Below are 24928 nucleotides of genomic sequence, written 5' to 3' on the forward strand. Positions count from 1 at the left end.
TTCGAGCGACCGCTCCTAGTGGCCTCCCCCGGCGGTGCTGACCGTCTCGGCGCTGTGGCCCGGCGTCTTCTCCTCGCCGTGGCCCGGCGTCTTCTCCTCGCCGCGACCGGAGTCCTCGCCGGCCTCGCCGGCGACGACGTCGGGGATGAGCGCGCTCACCGCCGGCGACGAGGTCGGCCGCACGACGATGTCGACGCGCCGGTTCGCGTGGTCCGCCTGCGGCACCGCGAGCTGCGTGGGCCGGGTGGAGCCGTAGGACACCGCCGAGATCTGCGGACCCTGCACGCCGCCGGACTCGACGAGGAAGCGCAGGACCGCGGTCGACCGGGCGGCGGACAGCTCCCAGTCGGTCGCGAAGGGCGCCGGCGACCCGTGCGGGTCGGCGTGACCCTCGACCGTGATCTGATTCTGCAGCGGCGCGAGGACCGGCGCGATGCTGCGCAGGACGGCCTCGGCCTCGGGCTTCAGCACCGCGCTGTTGCCGTCGAAGAAGGTGTCCTCGCCGACGAGACCGACCGTGAGCCCGTCCACGTCGATGACCGCCTCGGCGGAGGCGTCCACACCGGCGCCGGCCAGCGCGTCGTCGATGCGCTGCTTGATGTCCTCGAGCTCGTGCACCTGCTGCTGTGCGAGCTGGAGCGGAGTGAAGCCCTCGCCCTGGTCGTCCACCATGTCCGCGGGAACGACGACGCCCTCGGCGGTGTCGACGGTCTCGCTCGCCGTCTGGCCGAAGCCCGTGGCGAGCGAGTTGGCGAGCTTCTCGAACTTCGCCTGATCCACGGTCGACATCGCGTACAGCACGATGAAGAGGCACATCAGGACGGTGACCATGTCGGCGTAGGAGGTCATCCACCGCTCGTCCATGTGGAACTCGCCGCCGTGGCCCCCGCCACGGCGGCGCTTATGGCCGCTCATGCCGCCTGCTCGGCCTTCTCCGGCTTCGCCGCCCTGCCCTTGCCCTGCTGGTGCTCGGGGACGAGGGCGAGCAGCCGCTCACCGAGGAGGCGAGGCTGGCTGCCGGCCTGGAGCGCCATGACGCCCTCGATGAGGATCGTCATCTGCTCGGACTCGAGGTCCGTGAGCTTGCCGAGCCGGCCGCCGATCGGCAGCCAGAGGAAGTTCGCGGACAGCACGCCCCAGAGCGTGGCGACGAAGGCGGCGGCGATGGCGTGGCCCAGTGTCTCCGGGTTCGACAGCTGCTCGAGCACGTGCGTCAGCGAGACGACCGTGCCGATGATGCCGATGGTCGGCGCGAACCCGCCCAGGGAGTTGAAGAACTTGGCGGCGTGACGGCCGCTCCGCTCCCTCGTGGCGGCCTCGTCCTCCATCATGATCCGGAGGTCGTCCGCGTCCACCCCGTCGGCGATGTTCTGGAGGGCGCGCTTCAGGAACGGGTCCTTGATGTTCTCGGACTCGGCCTCCAGCGCGAGGAGGCCGTTGCGGCGCGCGACCTCGGCGAGCTCGACGACCTGGTCGATGACGGCGCGAGGCGGCGTCACCTTGCCGAGGAACGCGCGGGGCAGCGCCTTGAGGGCCTGGATCGCGTCGGGGAGCGTCGTGCTGGCGATGCCGACGGCGAACGTCGCGCCGAACACGAGGATCATCGGGGCCGGCAGGATGAGGGCCGCCGGGCTCGCGCCCTCGAGGAAGATCATCGCGAGGAGGGCACCGAACGCGAGGACGATGCCGAGAAGGGTGGCGGGATCCACTAGCGCACGCCCTTCCGGGCCCTGGTCGTGACGCGGTCCCCCTCGACGACGCCGAGCTGCGCCCGGCGGGGCTCACCGGACTCCTCCGTGAAGCTCGAGGCCAGGGCGATCACGCGGGCGCGGTACCGCGCGATGAGGTCGATGATCTCGTCGACGGACTCGCGGACGATGAAGGTCGTCCCGTCCACGAGCACGACGCTCGTGTCCGGGCTCGCCTGGATCCGCTCGATCAGGTCCGGGTTGACGGCGAACGTGCTCTCGTTGAGGCGCGTCAGCACGATCATGAGTTCCCCCATCCATGGGCGTCACCGCAGCCCCGTCCGTGGGGTCGCGAAAGTCGTGACGAAGGGAACAATCGGCACGCACGCGAGCCGTGTAAGGACGCCCGGATACCCCTTTAGTGGGCACTCCCCGTGACGACACGCCGAGAGCGCACCGGGTACCCGCCTCAGGGACGCTTGATGGACGAGACCGTGAACGGCTCCACCGGGTCCCCGCCCCGCTGGTCGAACTGGCTGTTCACGACGAGGAGGCGGCCTCGGTCGAGAGCCGCGGTCGTCGGGAAGCGGAACGTCGGGTCGGTCGTCTCCGAGACGACCCGGCCCTCGGTGAACCGGCCCTCCAGCCGGACCTCCGTGATGACGCCGGCGCTGTTGCGCACCACGTACAGCGTCCGGCCGCCCTTCAGCTCGAGCCCGTCACCGGCGACCACGGTCGCGCCGTCCAGGTCGATCGGCTGCACGGACGCGTCGGCCGTCGAGACGCGGAGGAGGGTTCCCGTGTCGCTCTGCACCACGATGAGGTAGCGCCCGTCGCGGGTCGCCACGATGCCGTTCGCGTTGAACTGCCCGGCGGGGTCGACGCCCGCGAAGCTCGCGAAGACCTCCAGCTCGCCGCCCTCCGCGACCGCGTCCTCCGGGATCCGGTAGACGACGTCCCGCGGCGAGTCCGTGACGTAGACGTCCCCGTCGCGCGTCACGGCGATGTCGTTGAGGAAGGCGGGGCCGCCCTCGGGGACGGTGTGGCTCGCGAGGAGCTCGCCGGAGTCGCGCTCGTACACGAAGACGGTCCCGGTGGCGCCGCCGGCGACGATGAGCAGGTCCTCGGTGGCCTCGATGCCGACGGCCGTCGTGCGGCCGTCCTCGCCGCCCGGGAGGAAGACCTCGACCGAGTCGGTGTCCCGGACCTCGCCGCGGAACACGTCGCCGGTGCTCGTGCTCGTGACGTAGAAGTACCGGCCGAAGGTGTCGATCCCCTCCGGGAAGACGTCGGTGCCCGGGAGCGGGTACTCGAGCGTGCGGGAGCCCCTGCCCCGGTTCCCGTCGCCGGCGTAGGCCGGGGAGGCGGACAGTACGAGAAGCAGGGCGATCGCGCCGACGGCGGCTCGAACAGCGGTTCTCGACATCGGTCCTCCTGCTCGATCCGGCAGTCCGCCCCGGGCGGGCGCTCAGGGGCACCGTAGGACGGGGCGGCCGCGAGTTCAAGACCGCCGTCCACGAGGTGGGAGCAGGGCCTAGCGCTTCAGGTTGGTGAGCTCCTGCAGCACCTCGTCGGAGGTCGTGATGATCCGGGCGTTCGCCTGGAATCCCCGCTGCGCGACGATGAGGTTGGTGAACTCCTGGGAGAGATCCACGTTGCTCATCTCGAGCGCCCCGCCCGCCAGGGAGCCGAAGCCGTCCGAGCCCGCGACCCCGAGCACCGGGTCGCCCGAGTTGACGGACGCCCGGTAGGAGGAGCCTCCCGCCTTCTCGAGGGCGCTCGGGTTGGTGAACGTGGCGAGCGCGAGGCGCGCGAGCGGCTCGGTGGCACCGTTGCTGAAGGATCCGACGAGGGTGCCGTCCGAGGAGATGTTGAACGACTGGAGGCTTCCTGCCGGCTGGCCGTCCTGGCGCACGATGCCCACGGTCTTGAGCTGGGCGAAGCCCGTGACGCCCGTGAGGTCGAGCGCGACGGAGCCGATCGTCAGGCTGGTGTCGCCGCCGGCGATCCCCCCGGCGAACGTCAGGTTCCCGGTCGCGGAGTCGGTGCCGTCGGTGCCCGACATGTCCCAGCTGCCGTCTTCCGCGTTGAACGTGAACGTCAGCGAGAGCGTGCGCGCGTTTCCGACCTCGTCGTAGACCTGGACGTCGCGCTTGACCTCGGCGCCGTCGGCGGAGTCGGACGGGAGATTGCCGGAGACCGCGGCGAGGTTGGTCTGCTTCGCCGGGCTCACCGTGCCGAGCGGGATGAGGATGGGCCCCACCACGCCGCCCGGGGCGATCTCGCCGTTCACGGCGGTCCAGCCCTGGAGGAGGGCGCCGTCCGCCGTCGTGAGCCGGCCCAGGGAATCCCAGTTGAAGGATCCGGCCCGCGTGTAGAGCCGCTCGCCCCCGGACTGAGCGACGAAGTACCCGTCGCCCGAGATCATCATGTCGGTGTTGCGGCCCGTGGACTGCGTCGATCCCTGGGTGAGGTTCGTGCTGATGCCCGCGACCTGGACGCCGAGCCCCACCTGGGACGGGTTCGTTCCGCCCGCGTCCGGGGTCGCGAGGCTGGCGCCGGTCATCAGCTGCGAGAGCGTGTCCTGGAAGACCACGGACGAGGCCTTGAACGCGGTGGTGTTGACGTTCGCGATGTTGTTGCCCGTGACATCGAGCATCGTCTGGTGGGCGCGGAGTCCGGAGATCCCGGAGTAGAGGGAGCGGAGCATGGCGTGAAGGCCTTTCTTCTAGGAGGACGTCAGGACGCGGACGGGGTGGCGATCGTGGTGAGCTTCGACAGCTCGACCGCCGCGTCGCCGACGGTGACCGTCGGCCGGGCGCCGGCGAACGAGACGCTGGAGGCGACGCCGCTCACGGTCGTGCCGTCCGCTGCGGTGTAGGAGACCCGGGTGCCGATGATGGACGCCGCGGCGATGCGCTGCTGCAGGTCGTACCCGTCCTGCGTCAGCGTCGCGAGGTTCGTGAGCTGCTCCATCGACGCGAGCGACGCGGTCTGCTGGATCATGCCGTTGGTGTCGAGGGGCGAGCTCGGGTCCTGGTTGCGCAGCTGCGTCACGAGGAGCGAGAGGAACATCTCGCCGTCCATCGTCTGCTTGGGGGTTCGGGTGGCCGTTCCCGCGTAGAGCGAGGTTCCTGCGGCGCTCACGGCGTCGGTCATCTTCTCTCCTGCCTAGGCCAGTACATCGAGGACGGATCGGGGGTCGGCCGAGCGCACCGCGCGCGGGCCGGAGGGCACGGGAGCCGGCACGGTGAACGCTTGGAGGGTGCGCTCCGGCTGCTGCTCCCGGCGCTCGTCGCGGGAACCGGCGCCGGAGTCCCCGGCGCCCAGCCCGACGCTGGTCCCCGCGCCCGACTGCGCGAGGTCGCGCCGCAGGTCGGGGAGGATCGCCTTGAGCGCGTCCCGGGCCTGGTCGGTGGGCGCGAAGAGCTCGACGGTCATGCCGTCCGCCGTGACCTGGGCGCGGACGGTGACGGGACCGAGGTTCTCCGGAGCGACCCGGACCGTGATGATGTGCTCGCCCGGCGCGGCGGCCTGCAGGTCCAGGATCGGCGCGGCGAGCTGCTGCGGCAGCGGCGGGGGCGCAGCGGCAGGCGCGGGCGGGGGTGCGGCGACCGGGGCGGGCGCTGGGGTCGCGGGACCGGTGGGGGCCGGGATTCCGGCGACGGGAGCGGCGTCCGGCGGCAGGGCGGGCGGGGCCGTCGTGGCCGGGACCTGCGCGGCGGCTGCGTTCTGCGGGTCCGGGCGACCGGCAGCGTCGAGCGCGGCGGCAGCGGGCGGGAGCCCGGCTCCGGCGGTCAGGATGTCGCCGTCCCGCGCGTGGAGAGCCGGAGCGCCGAGGCGGGCGGCGGGCTGAGCAGCGGGTGCGTTCGGCGCCGGAGCCGCCGGTGCGCTGGTTCCGGCCGCCGCTGTCGTGCCGGGCGTGGTGAACCCGGATTCGGCGACCGTCGGCGCGTCGGCAGCGGCCAGGACGACTGCCCCATCATCGACGGCCGCGCCGGCGTCCGGAAGCTCCCCTGCAGCGGCCGTGCCGGCGCCTCGCAGTGCGGAGACGGGGATGGCGGGGACCGGTGCGGCGGGAGTGACCGATGCGGCCTCGGGAGCGGATGCCGCTCCCGACGCGAACCATCCTCCGGACGCCGTGGCAGTCGCGTCCGCACTCGGAGTGGAAGCGGCGACTGCTGCCGCTCCGGTCGGTACCGCGCCGACGGCCGACGCGCCCTCTGCCGGAACGGGAGCACCCGCCGGCGCGTGCGCGGCGACGAGGAACGGCAGGGCGGCGGGCAGGACGGCTCCGGCCGACCGCAGATCGCCCGGGGCGTCGGGAGACGCGCCGGCATCCGTGTCGACGGGCTCCTCCGGAGGGCGCCCCCCGGCGCCCGATTCTGCCGGCGTGCGCCCGACGGCCTCCTCGAGCGCGGCGCCGAACCCGGCCGCCGACTTCCCCGGCGAGGCGGATCCGGTGCCGGGCCGGGACGCGACGGCTGCGGCGGAGGGAGCCGCGACCGGTACCGGGCTCATGCGAGGCTCCCCGAGAGGAGGGCGGCGCGGGCGGCCATCAGCTGCTGCGCGGTGGACGAGCTGACGGACGTCCCTCCCCCGAGCAGGGCGGAGAGGGAGTCCAGCGAGGACGTGCCCCCGCCGAGCAGCGACGCCGGCGCCGGCGCCGCCTCGGCCGGGACGACGCGGCGGATCGTCGTGATCCCCTCCTCGCCGACCCACAGCTTCTGGACGGACACCGTCCGCCCCTCGTAGGGCGCGTGGATCACGGTGTTGTCGCCGAGGTAGATGGCGATGTGGTCGCCGCCTTCGAGGACGAGGAGGTCGCCGGGCCGCGCCTCGGCGAGGGAGGGCACCTCCGTCCCGATGTCCTCCTGGTCGCGGACGAGACGCGGGACGTCGATGCCGAGGTCGGCGAAGACGCGCTGGACGAGCCCCGAGCAGTCGATGCCGCTCGACGAGGTCCCGCCGAGGACGTAGGGGACGCCGAGGTACTTGTGGGCGGCTGCTGCGACGTCCGCGCCGCTGACGCTGCCGTCCCCGAGCAGCGCCGAGGTTCCGGTCGCCGCCTCGAGCGCCTCCGCGAACGAGGTCGCGCTCGTGCCCGCCGCGGGAGTCGCCGGCGTCCCCTCGAGACGCGAGACGATCTCGGCGATGCGGGACTGGACCGCCTCGACAGAGGCGGGGATCGCGGTCATCGGTCCTCCCCGGGGTTCCGCCTCGCGGGACGGCCCGCCAGCTCGTCGAGCACGGCCTGCTCGCCGCGCAGCTCGGCCGCAATCTGGGCCTCCGCGTGCCGGGTCTCCAGCTTCTCGAGGGCGATGCGCGCGGCACGCGCCTTCTCGTGAGCGGCGGCGGCGCGATCCACCTCGGCCTCGTGCTCGACCTGGAGCGAGCGGAGGTCCGCCAGCATGCTCGAGGTGGATGCGCGGGCGGCGGCGATGGCGTGGAGGGCCTCGATGGAGCCGGCCTCCTCGGGGTGCTCGAGCATCGCCTCGCGGACGCCGGTGCGCTGGGCGGCGAGCTCCGAGGCGCGCGAGCGCGCACGGAGGAGGGCTCCGGCGGCCTGGTCCTCCTGGCGCCGGCGGAGCCGCAGGAGCCCGGCCAGGGAGAAGTCAGCCATGCGCCGCCTCCCTCAGTCGGGCGGCGAGGTCGCCGAGCCGGCGCCACGAGAGCGCGACCGGAGCCGGCTCATCGATGCCCTGCTGGAGGAAGGCCGTGATCTCCGCATCCAGGTCCAGGACCGCGTCGACGAGCGGGCTCGCCCCCCGCGCGTAGGCCCCGACGTCGAGGAGGTCCTGCACGTCGCGCCGGGCGGCGAGGCCCTGCCGGAGCGCCCGCGCGGCGGCGAGCTGCTCGGGCCGGCACACCTTCCCCGCCACGCGCGACACCGAGCTCAGCACGTCGACGCTCGGGAAGTGCCCGGCCGACGCCAGCCGTCGATCCAGGGTGATGTGGCCGTCGAGGATCGAGCGGGCCGTGTCGGCGATCGGCTCGTTGTGGTCGTCGCCGTCGACGAGCACCGTGTACACGCCCGTCACGGATCCGCGCTCGCCCGTGCCCGCGCGCTCGAGCAGCCGCGCGAGAAGGCCGAACACGGAGGGCGGGTAGCCGCGCGTCGCCGGGGGCTCCCCCACCGCCAGGCCGATCTCGCGCTGCGCCATCGCCACACGGGTCAGCGAATCCATCATGAGGACCGCGTGCGCCCCCTCCTCGCGGAACGACTCGGCGATGCGGGTGGCGGTGAAGGCCGCCCGGACGCGCAGCAGGGCCGGCTGGTCCGCGGTCGACACGATGACGACGGACCGGCGCAGGCCGGCCTCGCCGAGGTCGTCCTCCAGGAACTCGCGGACCTCCCGTCCGCGCTCTCCGATGAGCGCGATCACCGAGACCTCAGCGTCGGTGCCGCGCGCGATCATCGACAGCAGCGACGACTTGCCGACGCCGGATCCGGCGAAGAGGCCGATGCGCTGCCCGAGGCCGACGGTGGTGAGGGTGTCGAGCACCCGCACTCCGAGGGGCAGTGCGGCGTCGACACGGGCTCGGTGCAGTGCGGACGGCGGCTCGTTGTCGATGGGGACCGTGCGCGCGGCGCGCAGCGGCCCCAGCCCGTCGATCGGGCGTCCCGTCGCGTCGAGGACGCGGCCGAGGAGGGCGGAGCCGACCGGGACGCGCATGTGAGTGCGGGTGGAGCGGACGGGAGCGCCGGCGGGGATGCCGTCGAGGGGGTCGAGCGGCATCACAGTGAGGCCGCTGCCGTCGACCGCGACGACCTCCGCCCGCGCACCCCGCTCGCCGACCAGCAGGAGATCGCCGATCGCGCCGGGCAGACCCCGGATTTCGGCGCCGACGCCGGCGATGGACGCCACGACGCCCCCGCGCTCGGGGGCGGCCGCGCGGAGCACGTCGTCGAGCGCGGCGGGACGCCGCGTCAGTGCCGCCGTCACCGCAGGACCTGGAGGGCGGCCCGGGCGCGCTCGAGGGCGGCGCCGACGCGGGCGTCGAGCACACCGTCCGGCAGGTCCACGACCGCATCGCCGGGGCGCAGCGAGGGATCCGGCACCACGGTCACGTCCCCGATGGACGGGCCGGCGAGCTCGGCGTCGGCGGGGGCCAGGCGGACGCGCAGCGGCGAGGAGCCGGCCGCGGCCGCGAGGACGCGGCGGACGCGGGCGAGGGGTGCATCGGGGCGCTCGTCCAGCTCGCGGAGCAGGAGGGCTTCGGCGAGCTCGACCGCGGCGGAGAGCAGTGCGGCGTCGGCCTCCGCGAGCACCGGCGCCGTGGCGGCCGCCAGCTGCGCCGCGCCAGCGGAGAGCGCCGCCGCCGCCGACTGGATGCGCGCACGACCGTCGGTGAGCACGCGGTCGTGCTCCGCCTGGCGAGCCGCGCGCTCGCTCTCGAGCGTCGCGGCCGCCTCTCGGCGGCCCGCGGCGTACCCGGCGGCGTGCCCCTGGATCCGCGCGCGCTCCTCGATGCCGCGCGCAGCGTCGTCCCGCAGGACGGGGTAGGCGAGGGGAGCGAAGTCAGTCGACATACTCCTCCTCCTCCGCGCTGCGGTGGACGGTGATCGTGCCGGAGGCCTCGAGGTCGCGGATCGCGCGGACCACCTGGCTGCGCGCCTCGTCGACCTGTCCCTTGAGGACGCGGCCGAGCAGCTGGCTCTCCTCGTCGAGCATCGTGCGGTTGCGCTCGGACATGTTGCCGCGGATCGTGTCGACGACCTGCTGGCTGGCACCCTTCATCGCGATCGCGAGCATCGCCGGGTCGAGACTGCGCAGCACCTGCTGGACGTCCCGCTCCTCGAGGGTGACGATGTCGTCGAAGCCGAGCATCCGCGACCGGACCTGCTCCGCGAGCTCGCCGTCCCGCTCGTCGAGCGCCGCGAGCAGGTCCCGCTCGGTGGCGGCGTCCGACCGCTTGATGATGTCGACGAGCGGCTGGAGCCCGCCCGAGGCCTGCACCTTCTCCTGCGGAAGGACGATCGCCCGCGCGCGCTGCTTCAGCACGGCGGTGACGATGCTGACCGCCTCAGGGGTCGGGGTCCCCATGGTGGCGATGGCCTGGGCGACGTCCACCCGGACGACGGGATCGAGCCGTGCGAGCACGGCGGACGCGAGGTCGGTGCGGAGCCTCGTGAGGACGAACGCGATGGTGTCGGGCAGCTCGCCGTCGAGCAGGGACGAGACCTGGACCGCGTCCGCCCCGTCGAGGAACTCGAAGCTCGACCCCGCCTCGAGGCGCTCCAGGAGTCCCTGGGCGCGGTCCGCGCCGAAGGACGCCTCCAGGAGGCCGGCCGCGAAGTCGCGGCCTCCGCGGGCGTTCGCGGAGCGGCCGGTGCTGCGCTCGCTGAACTCGCGGATCGCCGACTCCGCGGTGCCCGCGTCCACGTTGCGCAGGCGCACGATCTCGGCCGCGATCTCCTCGGCCTCCTGCTCGCTGAACTGCCGCATGACGACGGCGGCGTGCTCCCTGCTGAGGTTCATCAGCACGAGAGCCGCCTTCTGCGTCCCGGTCAGGGTGCGGGGCGAGCTCACACGGCCTGCCGATCATCCATGAGCGCCCGCAGGTAGTCCGCGGTCTTGCCGGGGTCGCTGCCGGCGAGGGCGTTGATGTCCGCCTGGATGCGCTCGAACTCGCTCGGCGCTTGAGAGGCGAGAGGGCCGAGAGGCACGGTCGGGAGGTCGCCGAGCTGGGGCGGGGTGGCCCCGGGCGCGAGGGGCCAGGCGACCGCCGCCGCCGGGTCCAGGCCGGGCGGGCGGCCGTCCCCTGCCGGCGCGACCGGCAGGGCGCCGACGTCCAGGGGCTCCGGGCGGCGGCGGGCGCGCTTGCGGAGGAGCACGAGCGCGACGATGAGCACGACGGTCACCGCCAGGACGAGCGCGGCGATCGTGATGGTCCGCAGCAGGGTCTCCTGCTGCTCGGCCGCCTCGGCCTCCTGCAGTGCCTGCGCTGCCCGGTCGGCGGTCGAGGTCGAGAACGACGCCGCTTCGACGGTGATCTGGTCGCCGCGGTTCGGCTGGATGCCCGCCGCGGCCGACACGAGGTTCGAGATCGTCTGCTCGTTGATGTTCGTCACGGCATCGGAGTTGACGGCGACCGACACCGTCTGCCGGGAGATCGCCCCCGCGGGGATCTCGGTCGTCTCCGTCACCTTGTCGACCGCGTTGTTCCTCGTCTCGGACTCGTTGACGTAGCTGCCGTCGCCCTCGCCGGAGGGGACTGCGATGTTGTCCGGGCCGAGGACGCCGGTGGACGCGTTCCCGCTGCCGCTGTAGGACTCGGTCGTGCTGGTCTCGCTGAGCGCGGGCGCGCCCTCCGGGACCGTGTAGCTCTCCTCGACGCGCTGGGCGGACTCGTTGCTCACGACGGCGTTGACCACGACGGTCGAGTTGCCCGGGCCGACGACCTGGTCGAGCATCGCCTGCACGGTCTGGCGCACGCGCTGCTCGTAGTCGCTCGCCTGCGCCGACGCGTCGCCCACCGTGCCCTCGCCGACGACCGAGAGCAGGGTGCCCCGGGAGTCGACGACGGAGACGTTCTCGGGCAGGAGCCCGTCGACGGCGGCGGAGGTGAGATGCACGATCGCCTGGACCTGCTCCTCCGACAGCGTGCCGGAGGTCTCGAGGAACACCGAGGCGGTCGGGTCGACCTGCTCGGAGACGAAGACGCTCTCCTCCGGGATCGCGAGCTGCACCGAGGCGGCCTTGACGCCGCGGATGGCCGAGATCGTGGAGGACAGCTCGCCCTCGATCGCCCGCTTGTACGTGACGTCCTGCTGGAACTCGCTCGCCGTCACGCCCATGTCGTCGAGGAGTTGGTAGCCGCTCGTGCCCTCGGTCGGCAGGCCCGCGGCCGCCGCCGCGATGCGCTCCTGGTCCACCTTGTCGGCGGGCACGAGGATGGTCGATCCGCCGTCGGCGAGCTGGTAGTCGACGCCGTCCGCCTCGAGCTGATCGACGATCGCGCTGGCGTCCTCGCCGGACAGGCCCGAGAAGAGGGGCGAGTAGCGGGGCTGCGCGATCCACGCCGTGAGCGCCGCGCCGCCCAGGACGAGCACGGCGACGCCGATGAGGGCGAGGGTGCGCTGGGCGATGGTGAACTCGCGGATCGCACCGACCAGACGCGAGAGCGCGGAGGAGACCTGGGTCGGCATCAGGCCTGCATCCTCATGATCTCGTTGAACGCCTCGACGCCCCTGTTGCGGACCGTGGAGACCAGCTCGAGGGTGACCGCGGCCCGGGTCGAGGCGATCGTCGCCTGGTGGATGTCGTTGAGGTCACCGGTGACGGCCGCGACCGCCAGCTGACTCGAGGCCTGCTGGACGTTCTGCAGGTTCTCGACTGCGGACGTGAGCACATCGCCGAACGCAGTGGCGGAGGGGGCCCCCACTCGCGCTGCCGCGGTCGCGGGGAAGGCGGAGGAGACGCCGGAGACGCCGGAGATCCCGGGAACGGGCATCAGGACCTCCCGATCTGCAGCGCGGCCTCGTAGGTGCTCTTCGCGCGGTCCACCACGGCCGCGTTGGCCTCGTAGCCGCGCTGGGCCATGATCAGGCTGCTCATCTGCTGCGAGAGGTCGATGTCCGGCAGCCGGACCATCCCCTCCGCGTCCGCGAGCGGGCTGGTGGGGTCGTAGGCGAGCCGGCCCTCCGCGCTGCCGAGGGTCGTGCCGGCGACGTTCACCCCGCCGTTCCGCTCGTTGGCGCGGGCGATGACGAAGCGCTCCTGGAAGGCGGCGTCAGCGGTCGAGGTCGCCGTGTTGATGTTGGCGAGGTTGTCGGAGATCGCGTCGAGCCACTTGCGGTGGACGGTGAGGGCGGAGCCGGCGATGCCGATGGCGTCGAAGGTCATCAGCTCGTCCTCATCGCCGTGCGCGCGGAGGTGAACTCGCCCTCGACCGCCCGTGCCGCGAACTGGTACCGCAGGACGGTGTCGATGTTGGAGAGCGTCTCGGTGTCAAGGTTGACGTTGTTGCCCTCGGTGTTCGTCGGCTCGAGCGAGAGCTTCGTCGTGATCGCGGCAGTGCCGCCGCCGCGGGCGACGCTCGTCGCGAGCGCGTCCTCGAACTGCACCCGCTTCGCCTGGTAGCCGGGCGTGTTGACGTTCGCGATGTTGTCCGCGATGGCGCGCTGCCGCGCGGACAGACCCGTCAGCGCGGTGGTGAGCGCAGTGGTCGTGAGCGAATCGAACACGTCGTCGTCCTGTCGGAGGTTCAGGAGGCGGCGGCCGATCCGTGGCCGAGGGAACGAGCGATCCGTGCTCTCTGGGTGCTATCGGCCCTCTCGGGTCGAACGGTAAGGACGAGGTTCACCCCCCGATGTGGTCACCCCCGATGTGGTCACGCGACGGTGTCGATGTACGCCGGCCCCTCATCGGGGCGCCGGCTCTGCGGCCGGCGCAGGGTCGCGAGCTCGTCGCGCAGGCGCTGCAGCTGCTCCTCGACCCCTGCGATGGCGGCGAGCTGGGCGGCCACGAGGGCTCGCGCCCGGGGACCGAGCTCCACCGGGAGCGGTGCGAGCCCGGTGGGCGGCGCCCAGTCCTCACGGGCACCGACGGCGAGCCGGCGCTCGAGGTCGTCGAGCACGGCCGGCCACTCGTTCTCAGGCAAGGACCTGGCCGAGGCCCTGGTAGGCGGGAGCGGGCGTCTCGGCGGCCGCCTCGTGCCACGCAGCGCGCAGCGGCTCGAGGAGCGCGATGCACTCCCGGGTGCGGGCGGGGTCCTTGTACACGTTCGCGCTGACCAGGGACCGGCTCACGAACTGGTAGAGCGCGAGCAGGTTCGGCCCGCCCTCCCAGAGGTCCGGCTTCAGGGATGACGTGAGCTCCGCGACGATGTCCTGGGCGTGCAGCAGGTTCTGCGCGGCGACCGTCCAGTTCTGCGCCCCCTGCGCCGCCTCCGCGCGGTGCAGGTCGAGCAGGAGCCGGTCGTAGAGCATCGTGAGCAGCCGGGCCGGGGATGCGGAGAGCACGGCGTCGCGGTTGTAGGCGGCGCGGGCGGCGGCGAGATCGTTCATGTCAACTGCTCTTCGTGAGTGAGCTCAGCTGCGAGGTGAGCCAGGTGGACTGGGATTGGAGGGTGCCGAGGGCCGTCTCGAGCGCGGTGTACGTCTTCTGCAGGGTCTCCCGCCGCAGGGCGAGACGGGTGTCCCATGACGAGATCTGCTCGTTGAGGGTCTTGATCGCCGCATCCTGGCCGGTGATCTTGCCCGTGAGGTAGCCGTCGTACTGGTCGGCCGCCTCGGTGGCAGCCTTCTCGACGCGGCCGGCGATCGTGCTCAACATCGCCGCCGTCGCCTGCGGGTCCTCGGCCAGCGCCTTGCGGAACTTCTCCGCGTCGAAGGCGACCGTGCCGTCGCGCGTGACGCTGATCCCGATGCTGCTCGGCGATGCGCCGGCCACGGGATCGGTCGCCGCCCGGAGCAGCGAGTCCTTGAGCTGGCGGGTCGTGCTGTCCCCGGCGAGCGAACCGCCCTTGACCACCGAGCGGCCGGCGGAGTCGGTCGTGGTGGAGACGGAGGTCTTGCTCGCGATGGAGGAGAAGAGGCTCGCCAGACTGGACACCAGCTTGGCGGCGACGTCGGATGCCGCAGTCGTGTTGCGCGTCACGCCGATGGTGACGGGCGTGGTCTCCACCGCGGACACGGTCACGTCGAGCCCCGGCACCAGGCCGCCGAAGGTGTTGGTCGGCGACGTGATGGTCTGGGCGGCTGCGGTTCCGCCCCAGAGAGTGATCGAGGCGTCTCGTGCGGTGGCCACGATGGCGGCTCCGGTCTCGGTGGAGAGGTCGACGGACGCGCCGCCCGTGCCGATTCCGGCGGCGGTTCCGCGGAAGATCTGGAAGGCGCCGGCTGCCCCGGTCTCGTCGGAGGTGATCTGCAGCCGGTACAGCTGAGTCCCGTCGGCGTCGGTGCCGGCGGCGACCTGGACGGCGCTGACCCCGGCGTCCGCCGCATTGATCGCGCCGGCGACGTCGGCGAGGGAGGTCGACGAGGCCGTCACCTCGGTGGTCGTGCCGTCCTTGGCACGGATCGTGAGGACGGGAGGGGATTCCTGCCACACGGTCATCGCCTTGCTGACCACGCTGTGGCCCTGCGCGGTCTGCCCGACGGTGAAGCTGATGCCCGAGCTGGACGCCTTCGTCGCCGTGGCGGTGACGCTCGTCGCGCTGCTCTTCGCCGTGAAGAGGTCGAGCGACCCGGCCGTCGCGGCGGCCTTCGCGGCGTCGCGGATCAGCGCGGTCGCCGTGTTGAGCGACCGGAGGTCGTTCGCGAAGGTCGTCGTCGTCGTGAGGCGGCCCTTGAGCAGCGTCTGCGGCTGTGCCTCGAGCTGCATGAGCTGCGAGATGATCGTCGTGGTGTCGAGGCCGCTGATGAGCCCGTCGATCCCCAGTGCCGCCATCGTCCCTCCCCTGCCGATCAGTCGAATGAGGTGCGCCGAAGGCGCGGCTCCCTCTCAGGAGCCGCGCCTCCGGCCGGTGATCTGCTAGCCCTGCAGGAGCTGCAGCGCGAGCTGCGGGGCGGAGTTCGCCTGCGCCAGCATCGCGGTGCCGCTCTGGCTCAGGATCTGAGCGCGGGTGTAGTTGACCATCTCCGACGCCATGTCGACGTCGGTGATGCGGCTCTTCGACGCCGACAGGTTCTCGATCGCGACCGAGATGTTGGAGATCGCGTAGTCGAACCGGTTCTGCACGGCACCGAGGTCCGCGCGAGCGGTCGACACCTTCTTGAGCTCGGCGTCGATCTTGTTGATCGCCGTCTGAGCGTCGGTCGCGTTGTCGAAGCTGATCCCGGTCGTGGCGGTCGCCGGGGTTCCGGCCCCACCCAGCTTGGTCTGGGTGTCCGCGTCGGCGGACACGGTGCCGCCGTCGAGCGCCTTGATCGTGATGCCCTTCGGCAGCTTGTCGCCCGTGGTCTCGTAGTCGACGACCGCCGTGAACTTGGCCGCGAACTCCGAGTTGCTGTTGAGCGACTCGGCGAGGCCGGCGTAGCTCGTCGGCGCCGAGCCGAGGGTGACCGTGACCGCGTTCGTCGACGTGCCGTCCGTCGAGGTGGTGCTCGACTGGAACACGAGCTGACCGGTGACGGCGGCGAGGTCGTCCGACGCGATGGCCCACGAGGTGCCACCCGTCGCGGCCCCGGTGCTGAGGTTGGTCGCGGACTGAACGAGGTTCGCACCGCCCAGCGACACCTTGATCTGGCTGTTCTCGTCGCCGCTCGCGCCGACCTGGAACGTGAGCTCCGAGCCGGCGGTGCCGCCGCCGTTGAGGAGCGTCCGGCCGTTGAAGTGGGTGGAGTTGCCGATGCGCTCGAGCTCGGCCACGAGGCTCGTGGCTTCCTTCGTGATCGCGTCGCGCGCGTCCTGCGTGTTCGAGTCGTTGCCCGCCTGGACCGCGAGGTCGCGCAGACGCTGCAGCACGGACTGCGCCTGGCCCAGCGCGCCTTCCGCGGTCTGCACGACCGAGATGCCGTCCTGCGCGTTGCGCGAGGCGACCTGCAGGCCGCCGATCTGCGCCTTCAGACCCTCCGAGATGACGAGGCCGGCGGCGTCGTCAGAGGCACGGTTGATCCGAAGACCGCTGGACAGCTTCTCGAGCGACTTGCCGAGGCTGTTCTGCGTCGCCGTCAGGTTGCGGTACGTGTTGAGCGCACTGACGTTGGTGTTGATCTGCATCCCCATTGCATTTCCTCCATGAGTAGGGTGTTGCGCCGGCCCTTCCGTGGTCCGACACGATCACCTATCGGCTGCGCCGTTCGGCGCGTTAGCGCTCGCCCCGATCGGGGGTCACGACACCGCGGACCTCGCGGGCACCGGCCCTCCGAGCTGCCGGCCCATCGCCGCGGTCGCGTTCTCGGCGAGCCGGGCGAGGTAGGCGCTGCGGCGCGCCGGGGCCACCCGGGAGTGCACCTCCTCGGCCTCCGCCTGCTCGTCCGCGTAGTGGGCGGTGAGGCCGTCCCGCATCAGGCGGACCGCCTCCGCGCGCTGCTGCGAGATCGCCGAGTGGGTCGCGCCCAGCTCCTCGGCGAGCTCCTTGACGGACCGGTCCTCGAAGTAGATCTGCTCGACGATGTACCGCATCCGCTCGGGCAGCGCGGTGACGGCCGCGAGGACGTAGCTCGTCCGCTCGGTCTCCAGCAGGCTGTCCTCGGGGCTCGCGATCTGGGCCGCCACGGTGTCCGCGACGGTCTCGTCGAGCGTCGACACGGTGCGGGAGGCGTCGGAGAGCGCCTCGCTCGCGGCGGCACGGTCCACGCCGAGGGAGGTGGCGACCTCGTCGATCGTTGGGGTGCGCCCGAGGGCGGCCGTCAGCGACTCCTGGACGGCGAGGGACTCCTTGATCCGCCGGCGAGCCGTGCGGGTCGCCCAGTCCGAGGCGCGCATCTCGTCCGCGATCGCGCCCAGGATGCGGCGGCGGGCGAATGCGCCGAAGGGCACCCCGAGGGTCGCGTCGAAGGAGTCCGCGGCGAGCACGAGGCCCATGGCGCCCGCGGAGGCGAGGTCGTCGCGGGAGAGGTGGGTGGCGCGGCCGCACACGTCGTTCACGAGGTATCCCACGATCGCGAGGTTGTCCTCTACGAGCCTGTTGCGCTCGGCACGGTCCACGGAATGCTCCCCCTGCATCGACCGGATCCGCACGAGGTCGGAGCCGCGGGAGCGCTCCCCGTCCGCCTCCCCAGGCGGACACGCATCCCGCGCTCATTGTCCGGAGCGTGCGAGGGGGGCGGATAGACCCCACAAGTGGTCGCGTGGGGCTCCCGGACCGGGGAAGAAGGGACCGCTACCATTCGGCCGCTCAGCAGGGGGAAGGAGCGCGCCGAACTTACCTATCGGCACGAGGTGCCGACTGTGAAAGGAGAAGCGGGAGGAAAAATCCTCTCGCCGGCGCCGGCCGACCGGCGGGAGCAGGAAGGACGGAGCATGAGCGCGAACGAGCTCTCCACGCTCCTGTGGCGGGAGCGGGAGCTCCTGGAGCTGCTGCTGTTCAAGCTCGAGGAGGAGCAGCTGCTGCTGACGGCCGGCAAGGCCAAGTGGCTCCCCTTCGCGACGCGCGAGGTCGAGCAGGTCCTCGCCCGGCTCCGGAAGGCGGGCATCGAGCGCACCGTCGAGTCCGAGTCCGTGGCCGCCGCGTGGGGCGCCCACGAGGGCGCGACCCTGCGGGAGCTGATCCGCGTCGCGCCGAGCGACGCCTGGCGGGACATCCTCTCGTCCCACCTCACGGCCCTCACCGGTCTGACCGCGCAGATCGCCGACATCCGGGACGCGAACCTCACCTACCTGCGCGCCGCATCGCGCTCGACGCAGGAGACCCTGGCGAACCTCGAGCCGCAGCCGGGCGTCTACGACGACCGCGGAGCGACCGCCATGGCGGCGACCGGCGGCCACCTGTTCGACCGGCGGTTCTGACCCGGTGAGCACGTTCGGAGGGATCCAGACCGCCTTCTCCGGCCTCCGCGCCGCGCGGGCGGCCATCGACCTGACCGGCCAGAACGTCGCGAACGCCGGGACCGAGGGCTACACCCGGCAGCGGGTGACCCAGTCGGCCGTCGGACCGTCGGCGGCGTCGTCCAGCGTCTTCCGCACGGGCGTCAACATCGGTCAGGGCGTGCGCATCGACGGGACCGCCCGGCTGAGCGACTCGATCCTCGACACGCGCGTCCGGACGGCGTCCTCGGCGGCAGGGTACTGGTCCGTGACGGCGGCGGCCGTGTCCACCATCGAGGACTCGCTCAACGAGCCCGGCACGAACGGCCTGTCCGCCACGCTCGCCGAGTTCTGGGCCTCCTGGCAGAACCTGTCCAACAACCCCGGGTCGCCGGGCCAGGGGTCGACCGTCGTCACCGAGGCCGGTCAGGTCGCGTCGCGGATCGCCGCGGGCTACACGTATGCCGCGGCCGGCTGGAGCACCGAGCGCGGCGCGACGGTGACGACCGTGGACACGATCAACGACGCCGCCGCCCAGGTGGCGAGACTCAACGACCAGATCCGCCGCACGATCGCCGCCGGCGGGTCCGCCAACGAGCTCCTCGACCAGCGCGACGTGCTCGTCACCCGGCTCTCCGAGCTGGCCGGGGCGACCGTCCGGGACAACGGCGACTCGACCGTCGACGTGGTGGTCGGGGGCAACGCGCTCGTCGCCGGCACCACTTCGCGCACGCTGACGGTCACGGGGGCGACCCGAGTAGAGGATGCCGGGGCGCGGCCCGTGGCGGTCGCGTGGTCCGGAGGCGGGGGCACCGCGGACATCGAGGGCGGACAGCTCGCGGCACGGCTCGCCGTGCTCGCGCCCGCCGACGCCACCGCAAACGGAGGGCCCTGGGCGGAGGCCGCAGCGCTCTACGACCGGCTCGCCGGCTCGCTCGCGGCCGCCGTGAACGACCTGCACTCGACGGGCGTCACGCCGTCCGGGACCACGGGAACCGCCTTCTTCGCGCTCGCGGACGGCGTGCCGCCCGCGCTCGGGCTGTCGGTCCTGCCCACCGACGTCACGGGGATCGCCTCCGCGCGGCCCGGCATGGGCGGGGCGGACGGAGGCATCGCGGACGCGATCGGCCGGCTGAGCGGCTCCCCCGACGGCCCCGACGCGGCCTGGTCCGCCTACGTCGTGCAGATCGGGGTCCTCTCGCGTTCGACGCAGCAGCAGGCCGCCCTCAGCGAGCAGTCGCTCGGCACCGCCGCGGCCGCGCAGGTCTCGCAGGCCGGGGTCGACCTCGACGAGGAGACCGCGAACCTGCTCACCTACCAGCACGCGTACCAGGGCGCCGCCCGGGTCCTCACCGCGATCGACGAGATGCTCGACGTGCTCATCAACAAGACCGGGATCGTCGGAAGGTAGCGCCCATGCTCGGCCGCATCACGAACCAGCAGCTGCTGCTCTCCTCGCAGCGCAGCCTCCAGGCCTCCCGCGCGCAGCTGGCCCAGCTCCAGGAGAGGGTGTCCACCGGCAAGGCGGTCTCGCGGCCCTCGGACGATCCGTCGGCGACCGCGTCCATCCTCCGGGTGCGCGGCGAGCAGCGCGCCGTCCAGCAGTACGCGACCAACATCACGGACGGCCTCGCCTGGCTCGCCACGGTCGACCGCGCACTCTCGGGCAGCGGGAACCTGCTCCGCCAGGCGCGCGACCTCACGGTCCAGGGCGCGAACAGCGGCGCGATGACTCCTGCAGCGCGGGAGGCGATCGCGACGCAGCTCGAGGGCGTGCGGGCGGACCTGCTGCAGCAGGCCAACACGACCTACCTGGGGCGCTCCGTGTTCGCGGGCACCTCGGACGCGGGCGTCGCCTTCGACACGAGCGATCCGGCCGCCCCGTACTCCTACACCGGCACCGCCGGCGCCTCGGTGGCCCGCCGGATCAACGACACCGAGTCGATCCTGGTCGATGCCGACGGGGCCGCCGCGTTCGGGACCGGCGGCGGAAGTCTGTTCGCCCTGATCGACGACATCGTCGCCGACCTCCGCGCGGGGGCCGACGTCTGGGGCAGGATCACGGAGCTCGACACGCACAGGGACAGGATGAGCACCCAGCACGCTCTCGTCGGCGCTCGCTACGCTCGGATGGAGCAGGCGCAGGAGACGAACCTGAGCCAGTCCACGGCCCTCGAGACGCAGCGGTCGGGCATCGAGGACGTGGACCCGGCGAAGGCCATCATCGACCTGCAGGCGCAGGAGCTGACCTACAAGACGGCTCTCGCGGTCACGGCCCGCGCCCTGCAACCGACCCTCCTCGACTACCTCTCGTGAGGACCATGGCTCCCACCCAGCTCGACACCGTCCACCTCACGTTCACGGCGCCGCCGCCCGGCTTCGCGCCCGTGGTCGACTTCACCCTCAGCGCGGTGGACGGCGCGGACGGCCTGTTCACGCTCCGGGATTCCGAGGGGGCCGACCTGCGGCTGTTCCTCGTCGACCCCGGCGTGTTCGTGCCCGACTACGCGCCGAAGCTCGCGGAGGAGCACTACACGCCGCTCGGCGCCGAATCCAGCGAGCAGGTGGACACCCTCGTGGTCGCCACGATGACGGACACCGGCCCGGTGGTGAACCTGTTCGCCCCGATCCTCGTGAACCCGGCGACGAACGCGGCCGCCCAGGTCATCCTGGACGGCACGGACTGGCCGATCCGGGCCCAGCTCGTCGCGCCCTAGATCCGTCGCGCGGCCGATCGGCGCCGTGCGCTCGGCAGGCGGAGTGCTCGCCCTCGACAGGGTCGAGTGCGAGCCCTCAACAGGCAGGATCTCCGCCGACAGGCTCCGCGACGGCGCGTCCTGCTGTTGAGCGCCATTCCGCCTGTTGAGGGCCAGCGCCGGAGGGCGAGGCTAGGACTTCGAGGGGTCGGCGATGCCGGCGCGGGCGCGGTCGTACTCGGCGCGGCGCTCGGCGGACTCCCGCTCGTAGTTCTGCCGGGCCTCGGCGTTGCGCGCCTTGACCTTCTTGCCGCGGGCCGACGTGGCGAGGCCGAACCAGATGGACACCTCGCGGGCGACCACGGCGCTCGCGATCGCCAGCGGGCTCGCTGCGATGCTGCCGATGAAGCCGGGGACGTCGTTCGGGGTGAGCTGCTGGGCGACCGTCAGCAGTCCGCTGCCGAGGTAACCGAAGTACACCGCGACCGCGGCCAGGAAGCCGCCGATGAGCCACCACGCCCACCCGCCCCGGTTCACGATGAGCGAGAGCACGATCATGCCGAGCGCGAAGACGATGATCGGTCCCCAGTAGACGGGGCTCGCCAGGAAACTCGTGAGGGACTCGACGACGCGGTCCCCCGTGGTGTTGAGCGCGATGATGAGCGCGGCCACGCCGGCCCAGACGAGCGCGTAGGCGAGGGCCGCCAGCAGCGACATGAGGATCCCGAAGCCGCGGTTGCCCTTCTTCTTGGGCGGAACCGGGGACTCGAGATACACCGGCACCGGCGCGGGCGGGGCCGCGACGGGCTGCTCCCCCGTCTGCTGCACGGGCGTCGTGGGCGCGGGCACCGGCGGAGCCGCCGGGGTGACGGCCGGCGCCGACACGGCGGGAACCTCACGGCTCTCCTCGGGCCGCGGCTCGTGAATGCTCGTCTCCTCCGGCTTCCGGTCCTGCTGAGCGCGGAGGGCCTCGGCGCGCGCCTGTGCCAGGCGGGGCGCCTCGGTCGTCGGCTGCTCCGCAGGCGACAGCGGCCGGTCCTGCTCGGTGTCGCGGGCCTCCTCGGCGATCGCGGCCTGCTCCGGCCGGCCGTGGTCCTGCTCGCCGGTGTCCGAGCGCGAACCGGCCGGCACGGCGCCGGCGCTGTCCCGGTCCTCGCCTGAGCCGTGCCGCGCGTCGACCGGCGGAAGGGCGTCGGGCAGGATCTCCGCCCCGGGGTCGGGGCGGTCGACGGAGTCGGCCGCTGCGGAATCGGGGCCGGCGACGGTGACGGGGCGCTGACCCTCCTCGGCGACGGCCGGCGGCTCGGCGGTGACCCAGCCGCCGCCCTCGGGACGGGGGTCGAGGCGAGTGTCGGCGGGGACAGCCGCGGCCGGGCCGCCGATGCGGTCCTCGGAGGACGGCTGGTCAGCCGAACCAACGGCGTCGGCCGCGCGGTCGGCATCGGCCGGCCCGGGCCGGACACCGGAGTCCCCGGTCCGGTCCTCGGAGGCGCCAGCCGAGTCGCGGTCCTGGGAGACCGGCACGGCGGCGGCCTCCTCGCGCCGGTCGCCGGAGGCCGGCGGTGCGCCGGCGGCGTCCTCGACCGGTTCGTCGGCACGGTGGGCGGGCCCGGCATCGTCCGCGCTCTCGGCCGGCGCGTGCGGCACCGCCGAGACGCGCACCTCCTCGCGCGAGGTCACCACGGCCGGCTCTCCCACCGCGGCGGGGTCCGCCGTGGGCGCAGGCTCTCCCGTGCGGCGAACAGTGCTGTCGTCACTCATGGTGCCTCCGCGCTCGGTCGAAGGGGCGAGCCCCCGATCGGTCGCCAGTCTAGGGTTGCGGCGATGCGTAGGCGTACCCGGACAGGCCGCCCTGGAAATCGCCTCCGTCCTCCTGTAGTGCGAAGGTGAGCCCCGACGGCAGGAGGAGCCGGTCGGCCTCCTGGACCCGGGCGACGAAGTCGAGCAGGCCGTCGAGCGTCCCCTCCGCCGTGAGCTGCACAGGGATCGCGACCGTGCCGGGCGCCGCCGCCGGGTCCTCGCCCTCGGCGCCGCCGGGGGTGTCGGCCGGGGCGAGCGCCAGGGCGTCGTTCGATCCGAAGGCGATGACGCGCACCCCCGCGGCCGCCGCGAGCTGCGAGAGCTCTCCGACGAGCGCCGGCATCGCGGTGTCCTCGGGGAGGGCCGCCCGGAGCTCGCGGACGTCGGCCTCGAGCCCGTCGCGGTCCTCCGCCTGCCGCTGCAGCTCCGCGAGCTGCCGCTCCTGCGTGGCCACGAGTGCGGCGACCGACGCCCGCTGGGCGCGGTTGTCCTCCGCCACGGCGAGCATCGGCTGCACTCCGAGCAGCCATCCACCGGCCAGCACGGCGACGACGGCGAGGATGCCGCCGCCGATCCACACCCGGGACAGGTTCATCGGTCCTCCTCCGAGACGTCGAAGCGGTGCGACCAGGCGTCCTCGCCGACGCCTACCGTCACCTGGGCGGTGATGGTGCCGTCGTCGGCGGCGCTGATCGATCCCGGCTGTGCATCGGTGTAGCCGGGCAGTGTCTGCAGCGCGGCCAGCCAGGCCTCGACGGATGCGAGGTCGGAGGCGGTGGCCGTGAGCGAGAGCGTCGCGATGCGCGGCGCCTGCAGCGGCGCGGTCGGCTGCACGATCTGCTCGAGCGGGGTGCTCGCCTGAACGTCGGCCGACTGGAGGGCCATGCCGGGTGCGAGGGTGCCGCGGATCAGGCCGAGGTAGGCGGACCAGTCCACGTCGGTCGCTGCCGCAGCGGCCCGCTCCTCGAGGAGCCGGGAGCGCGTCGACAGCAGCTCGCGGACGTCGCTGTACTCCGCCTGCGCGGCGAGCAGAGCGTCGCTCTTCGCCCGCTCCGCCTGCAGGGCCGAGGCGGTCTGGGCGACCAGCACGGACATCGCCCCCATGCCGACGGCGACCGCGCCGATCGACGCGACGACCATCAGCAGGACCACCCGCACGGCCCGGCGCCCGCGCTGGGCGGCGAGGACCGACGGCGGGAGGAGGTTGGCGCGCGGCGCCGCTCCGAGGAGGAGCGGGGACTTCCGGGACAGGGCGATGCTCACGCCGCGCCTCCGCTCGCGAGGCCGACGGCCACGGTCATGGCGCCCCAGCCGCCGGACGGCTCGCGCTCCTGCAGGGCCCGTGCGAGCGTGATCCCCTCGAGCGGGTTCCCCTCGCGGACCGGCACCCGTGTGAGCTCGGCGAGCGCGTCCGGGAAGCCCGGCAGCCGCCCGGCGCCGCCCGTGAGCAGGATGCTCTCCACCTGGTCGCCGTGGTTCGCGGCGTAGTAGGCGAGCGTGTTGCGCAGCCCGGAGAGCAGCTCGCTCGTCACCGAGAACACGATCTCGAGGACCGTCTCGTAGGCGAGGGTCGACAGCCCCTCGGGAGCCTTGGGAGTCGCGACGAGGCCCACCATGCGCTTGAGGCGCTCCGCCTCCTCCTCAGCGAGGTCGAGGCGGTCGGCGAGGGCGCGGGTGACGTCCTGGCCGCCGGCCGGGATGATGCGCACGAAGCTCGGCACGCCGTCCCGAGCGACGACCACGATGGTCGTGGTCTCGCCCACGTCGATGAGGGCCACCGAGCCCGACGCGCCCGCGCGGGGCAGCAGGACCCTGCTGAGCGCGAACGGGACCAGGTCGACGCCGACCGGGTTCAGGCCCGCGAGCCGGGCCGCGCTCACCTTCGCCTCGACCGACTCCTTGACCGCGGCGATGAGCAGCCCGCGCACCATGGGTCCCGAGTCGCCCTGCTCCTCGGCGACCGGGTAGAAGTCGAGGAGGGCGTCGGCGACCGGGACCGGGAGCAGGTCCTGCACCTGGAAGGGCAGGCTCTCCCGGATGCGGTCGAGCGGCATCTTCGCGACGGTGAGGTCGCGCACGATCACCTTGTGGTTGCCGACGCCGAGCACGACGTCCTTGCTCTTGAAGCCCGCGCTCGCCCAGAGCCGGCGGAGCGCGTCCGCGACCGTGTTGGGCTCGCGGACGTCGCCGTCCCGGACCGCCCCCTCCGGCAGCTCGATCTCCTCGTAGCGGTGCACGGCCGCACCCGGCTTCGCCGGGTCGTGCACCTCGGCGGCGCGCACGGTGGCGCCGCCGATGTCGATCCCCACGATCCTCGTTCCCATCG

Annotated in this window: 29 protein-coding genes; 4 read left to right on the forward strand and 25 right to left on the reverse strand. The window is 73.0% G+C overall.

Features of this window, described 5'->3' with window-relative positions; all coding sequences use genetic code 11:
• Window positions 1-15 precede the first annotated feature (15 nt).
• From J3P30_RS04685 to J3P30_RS04785, 21 genes are all read right to left on the reverse strand, one after another.
• Window positions 16-915 carry a flagellar motor protein MotB gene (locus tag J3P30_RS04685; RefSeq protein WP_210479800.1) on the reverse strand — a complete coding sequence of 300 codons (900 nt, stop codon included), beginning with the start codon at window positions 913-915 and terminating at the stop codon, window positions 16-18.
• On the reverse strand, window positions 912-1709 hold the full coding sequence (locus J3P30_RS04690; RefSeq protein ID WP_210479801.1) for a motility protein A: 798 nt from the start codon (window positions 1707-1709) through the stop codon (window positions 912-914). Before J3P30_RS04690 ends, J3P30_RS04685 begins: the two co-directional genes overlap by 4 nt.
• Window positions 1709-1993: a flagellar FlbD family protein gene (locus J3P30_RS04695; protein WP_210479802.1), complete on the reverse strand. Its 285-nt coding sequence runs from the start codon at window positions 1991-1993 to the stop codon at window positions 1709-1711. The genes J3P30_RS04690 and J3P30_RS04695 overlap by 1 nt, the downstream gene beginning before the upstream one ends.
• Before the next feature lie 164 nt (window positions 1994-2157).
• Window positions 2158-3114: an SMP-30/gluconolactonase/LRE family protein gene (locus J3P30_RS04700; RefSeq protein WP_210479803.1), complete on the reverse strand. Its 957-nt coding sequence runs from the start codon at window positions 3112-3114 to the stop codon at window positions 2158-2160.
• A gap of 108 nt (window positions 3115-3222) precedes the next feature.
• On the reverse strand, window positions 3223-4398 hold the full coding sequence (locus tag J3P30_RS04705; protein WP_210479804.1) for a flagellar hook protein FlgE: 1176 nt from the start codon (window positions 4396-4398) through the stop codon (window positions 3223-3225).
• 29 nt (window positions 4399-4427) lie between these two features.
• A complete protein-coding gene (locus J3P30_RS04710; protein WP_210479805.1) occupies window positions 4428-4847 on the reverse strand; it encodes a flagellar hook capping FlgD N-terminal domain-containing protein in 420 nt (139 codons plus the stop codon).
• Window positions 4848-4859: 12 nt separating this feature from the next.
• Complete coding sequence (locus J3P30_RS04715; RefSeq protein WP_210479806.1) at window positions 4860-6209, reverse strand: flagellar hook-length control protein FliK; 1350 nt, start codon at window positions 6207-6209, stop codon at window positions 4860-4862.
• Window positions 6206-6886 (reverse strand): C40 family peptidase, encoded by a 681-nt coding sequence (locus tag J3P30_RS04720; protein ID WP_210479807.1) that lies wholly within the window; start codon window positions 6884-6886, stop codon window positions 6206-6208. Before J3P30_RS04720 ends, J3P30_RS04715 begins: the two co-directional genes overlap by 4 nt.
• Window positions 6883-7311 (reverse strand): flagellar FliJ family protein, encoded by a 429-nt coding sequence (locus J3P30_RS04725; RefSeq protein ID WP_210479808.1) that lies wholly within the window; start codon window positions 7309-7311, stop codon window positions 6883-6885. Before J3P30_RS04725 ends, J3P30_RS04720 begins: the two co-directional genes overlap by 4 nt.
• A complete protein-coding gene (locus tag J3P30_RS04730; RefSeq protein ID WP_210479809.1) occupies window positions 7304-8635 on the reverse strand; it encodes a FliI/YscN family ATPase in 1332 nt (443 codons plus the stop codon). The genes J3P30_RS04725 and J3P30_RS04730 overlap by 8 nt, the downstream gene beginning before the upstream one ends.
• Complete coding sequence (locus J3P30_RS04735; RefSeq protein ID WP_210479810.1) at window positions 8632-9222, reverse strand: FliH/SctL family protein; 591 nt, start codon at window positions 9220-9222, stop codon at window positions 8632-8634. Before J3P30_RS04735 ends, J3P30_RS04730 begins: the two co-directional genes overlap by 4 nt.
• A complete protein-coding gene (gene fliG / locus J3P30_RS04740) occupies window positions 9212-10222 on the reverse strand; it encodes a flagellar motor switch protein FliG (RefSeq protein ID WP_210479811.1) in 1011 nt (336 codons plus the stop codon). The genes J3P30_RS04735 and fliG overlap by 11 nt, the downstream gene beginning before the upstream one ends.
• Window positions 10219-11841 carry a flagellar basal-body MS-ring/collar protein FliF gene (fliF, locus tag J3P30_RS04745; RefSeq protein ID WP_210479812.1) on the reverse strand — a complete coding sequence of 541 codons (1623 nt, stop codon included), beginning with the start codon at window positions 11839-11841 and terminating at the stop codon, window positions 10219-10221. Before fliF ends, fliG begins: the two co-directional genes overlap by 4 nt.
• A complete protein-coding gene (gene fliE / locus J3P30_RS04750) occupies window positions 11841-12146 on the reverse strand; it encodes a flagellar hook-basal body complex protein FliE (protein ID WP_210479813.1) in 306 nt (101 codons plus the stop codon). The genes fliF and fliE overlap by 1 nt, the downstream gene beginning before the upstream one ends.
• Complete coding sequence (locus J3P30_RS04755; protein WP_210479814.1) at window positions 12146-12538, reverse strand: flagellar basal body rod protein FlgC; 393 nt, start codon at window positions 12536-12538, stop codon at window positions 12146-12148. Before J3P30_RS04755 ends, fliE begins: the two co-directional genes overlap by 1 nt.
• Complete coding sequence (locus J3P30_RS04760) at window positions 12538-12879, reverse strand: flagellar basal body rod protein FlgB (RefSeq protein ID WP_210479815.1); 342 nt, start codon at window positions 12877-12879, stop codon at window positions 12538-12540. Before J3P30_RS04760 ends, J3P30_RS04755 begins: the two co-directional genes overlap by 1 nt.
• A gap of 146 nt (window positions 12880-13025) precedes the next feature.
• Window positions 13026-13295 carry a hypothetical protein gene (locus J3P30_RS04765; protein WP_210479816.1) on the reverse strand — a complete coding sequence of 90 codons (270 nt, stop codon included), beginning with the start codon at window positions 13293-13295 and terminating at the stop codon, window positions 13026-13028.
• Entirely contained in the window at window positions 13288-13701 is a 414-nt protein-coding gene (gene fliS, locus J3P30_RS04770) for a flagellar export chaperone FliS (protein WP_210479817.1), read from the reverse strand. Before fliS ends, J3P30_RS04765 begins: the two co-directional genes overlap by 8 nt.
• A gap of 1 nt (window position 13702) precedes the next feature.
• A complete protein-coding gene (gene fliD, locus J3P30_RS15375; RefSeq protein ID WP_210479818.1) occupies window positions 13703-15085 on the reverse strand; it encodes a flagellar filament capping protein FliD in 1383 nt (460 codons plus the stop codon).
• An 84-nt stretch (window positions 15086-15169) separates the two neighbouring features.
• Window positions 15170-16363 (reverse strand): flagellin, encoded by a 1194-nt coding sequence (locus tag J3P30_RS04780; RefSeq protein WP_210479819.1) that lies wholly within the window; start codon window positions 16361-16363, stop codon window positions 15170-15172.
• A gap of 105 nt (window positions 16364-16468) precedes the next feature.
• The gene (locus J3P30_RS04785) at window positions 16469-17287 is read right to left on the reverse strand and encodes a sigma-70 family RNA polymerase sigma factor (RefSeq protein ID WP_210479820.1); all 819 of its coding nucleotides are present in this window, start codon (window positions 17285-17287) and stop codon (window positions 16469-16471) included.
• A gap of 315 nt (window positions 17288-17602) precedes the next feature.
• Here J3P30_RS04785 and flgN point away from each other — a divergent pair, with 315 nt between their 5' ends.
• Genes flgN through J3P30_RS04805 form a run of 4 tightly spaced genes read left to right on the forward strand, consistent with a single transcriptional unit; the run spans window position 17603 to window position 20823 of the window.
• Complete coding sequence (gene flgN, locus J3P30_RS04790) at window positions 17603-18088, forward strand: flagellar export chaperone FlgN (protein WP_210479821.1); 486 nt, start codon at window positions 17603-17605, stop codon at window positions 18086-18088.
• 4 nt (window positions 18089-18092) lie between these two features.
• The gene (gene flgK / locus J3P30_RS04795) at window positions 18093-19517 is read left to right on the forward strand and encodes a flagellar hook-associated protein FlgK (RefSeq protein ID WP_210479822.1); all 1425 of its coding nucleotides are present in this window, start codon (window positions 18093-18095) and stop codon (window positions 19515-19517) included.
• 5 nt (window positions 19518-19522) lie between these two features.
• Window positions 19523-20422, forward strand: coding sequence for a flagellar hook-associated protein FlgL (gene flgL / locus J3P30_RS04800; RefSeq protein WP_210479823.1), 900 nt, complete (start codon window positions 19523-19525; stop codon window positions 20420-20422).
• A 5-nt stretch (window positions 20423-20427) separates the two neighbouring features.
• A complete protein-coding gene (locus J3P30_RS04805; RefSeq protein ID WP_210479824.1) occupies window positions 20428-20823 on the forward strand; it encodes a flagellar assembly protein FliW in 396 nt (131 codons plus the stop codon).
• A gap of 171 nt (window positions 20824-20994) precedes the next feature.
• Here the strand turns inward: J3P30_RS04805 and J3P30_RS04810 are convergent, their stop codons facing one another.
• Genes J3P30_RS04810 through pilM form a run of 4 tightly spaced genes read right to left on the reverse strand, consistent with a single transcriptional unit; the run spans window position 20995 to window position 24926 of the window.
• Window positions 20995-22563, reverse strand: coding sequence for a hypothetical protein (locus J3P30_RS04810; RefSeq protein WP_210479825.1), 1569 nt, complete (start codon window positions 22561-22563; stop codon window positions 20995-20997).
• Between the two features lie 49 nt (window positions 22564-22612).
• Entirely contained in the window at window positions 22613-23197 is a 585-nt protein-coding gene (locus J3P30_RS04815; protein ID WP_210479826.1) for a type 4a pilus biogenesis protein PilO, read from the reverse strand.
• Window positions 23194-23865, reverse strand: coding sequence for a hypothetical protein (locus tag J3P30_RS04820; protein ID WP_210479827.1), 672 nt, complete (start codon window positions 23863-23865; stop codon window positions 23194-23196). The genes J3P30_RS04815 and J3P30_RS04820 overlap by 4 nt, the downstream gene beginning before the upstream one ends.
• Window positions 23862-24926, reverse strand: a complete 1065-nt coding sequence (pilM, locus tag J3P30_RS04825; RefSeq protein ID WP_210479828.1) for a type IV pilus assembly protein PilM — start codon at window positions 24924-24926, stop codon at window positions 23862-23864. Before pilM ends, J3P30_RS04820 begins: the two co-directional genes overlap by 4 nt.
• Between the last annotated feature and the right edge of the window lie 2 nt (window positions 24927-24928).

The organism is Naasia sp. SYSU D00948 (assembly GCF_017916515.1).
Classification (GTDB): domain Bacteria; phylum Actinomycetota; class Actinomycetes; order Actinomycetales; family Microbacteriaceae; genus Naasia.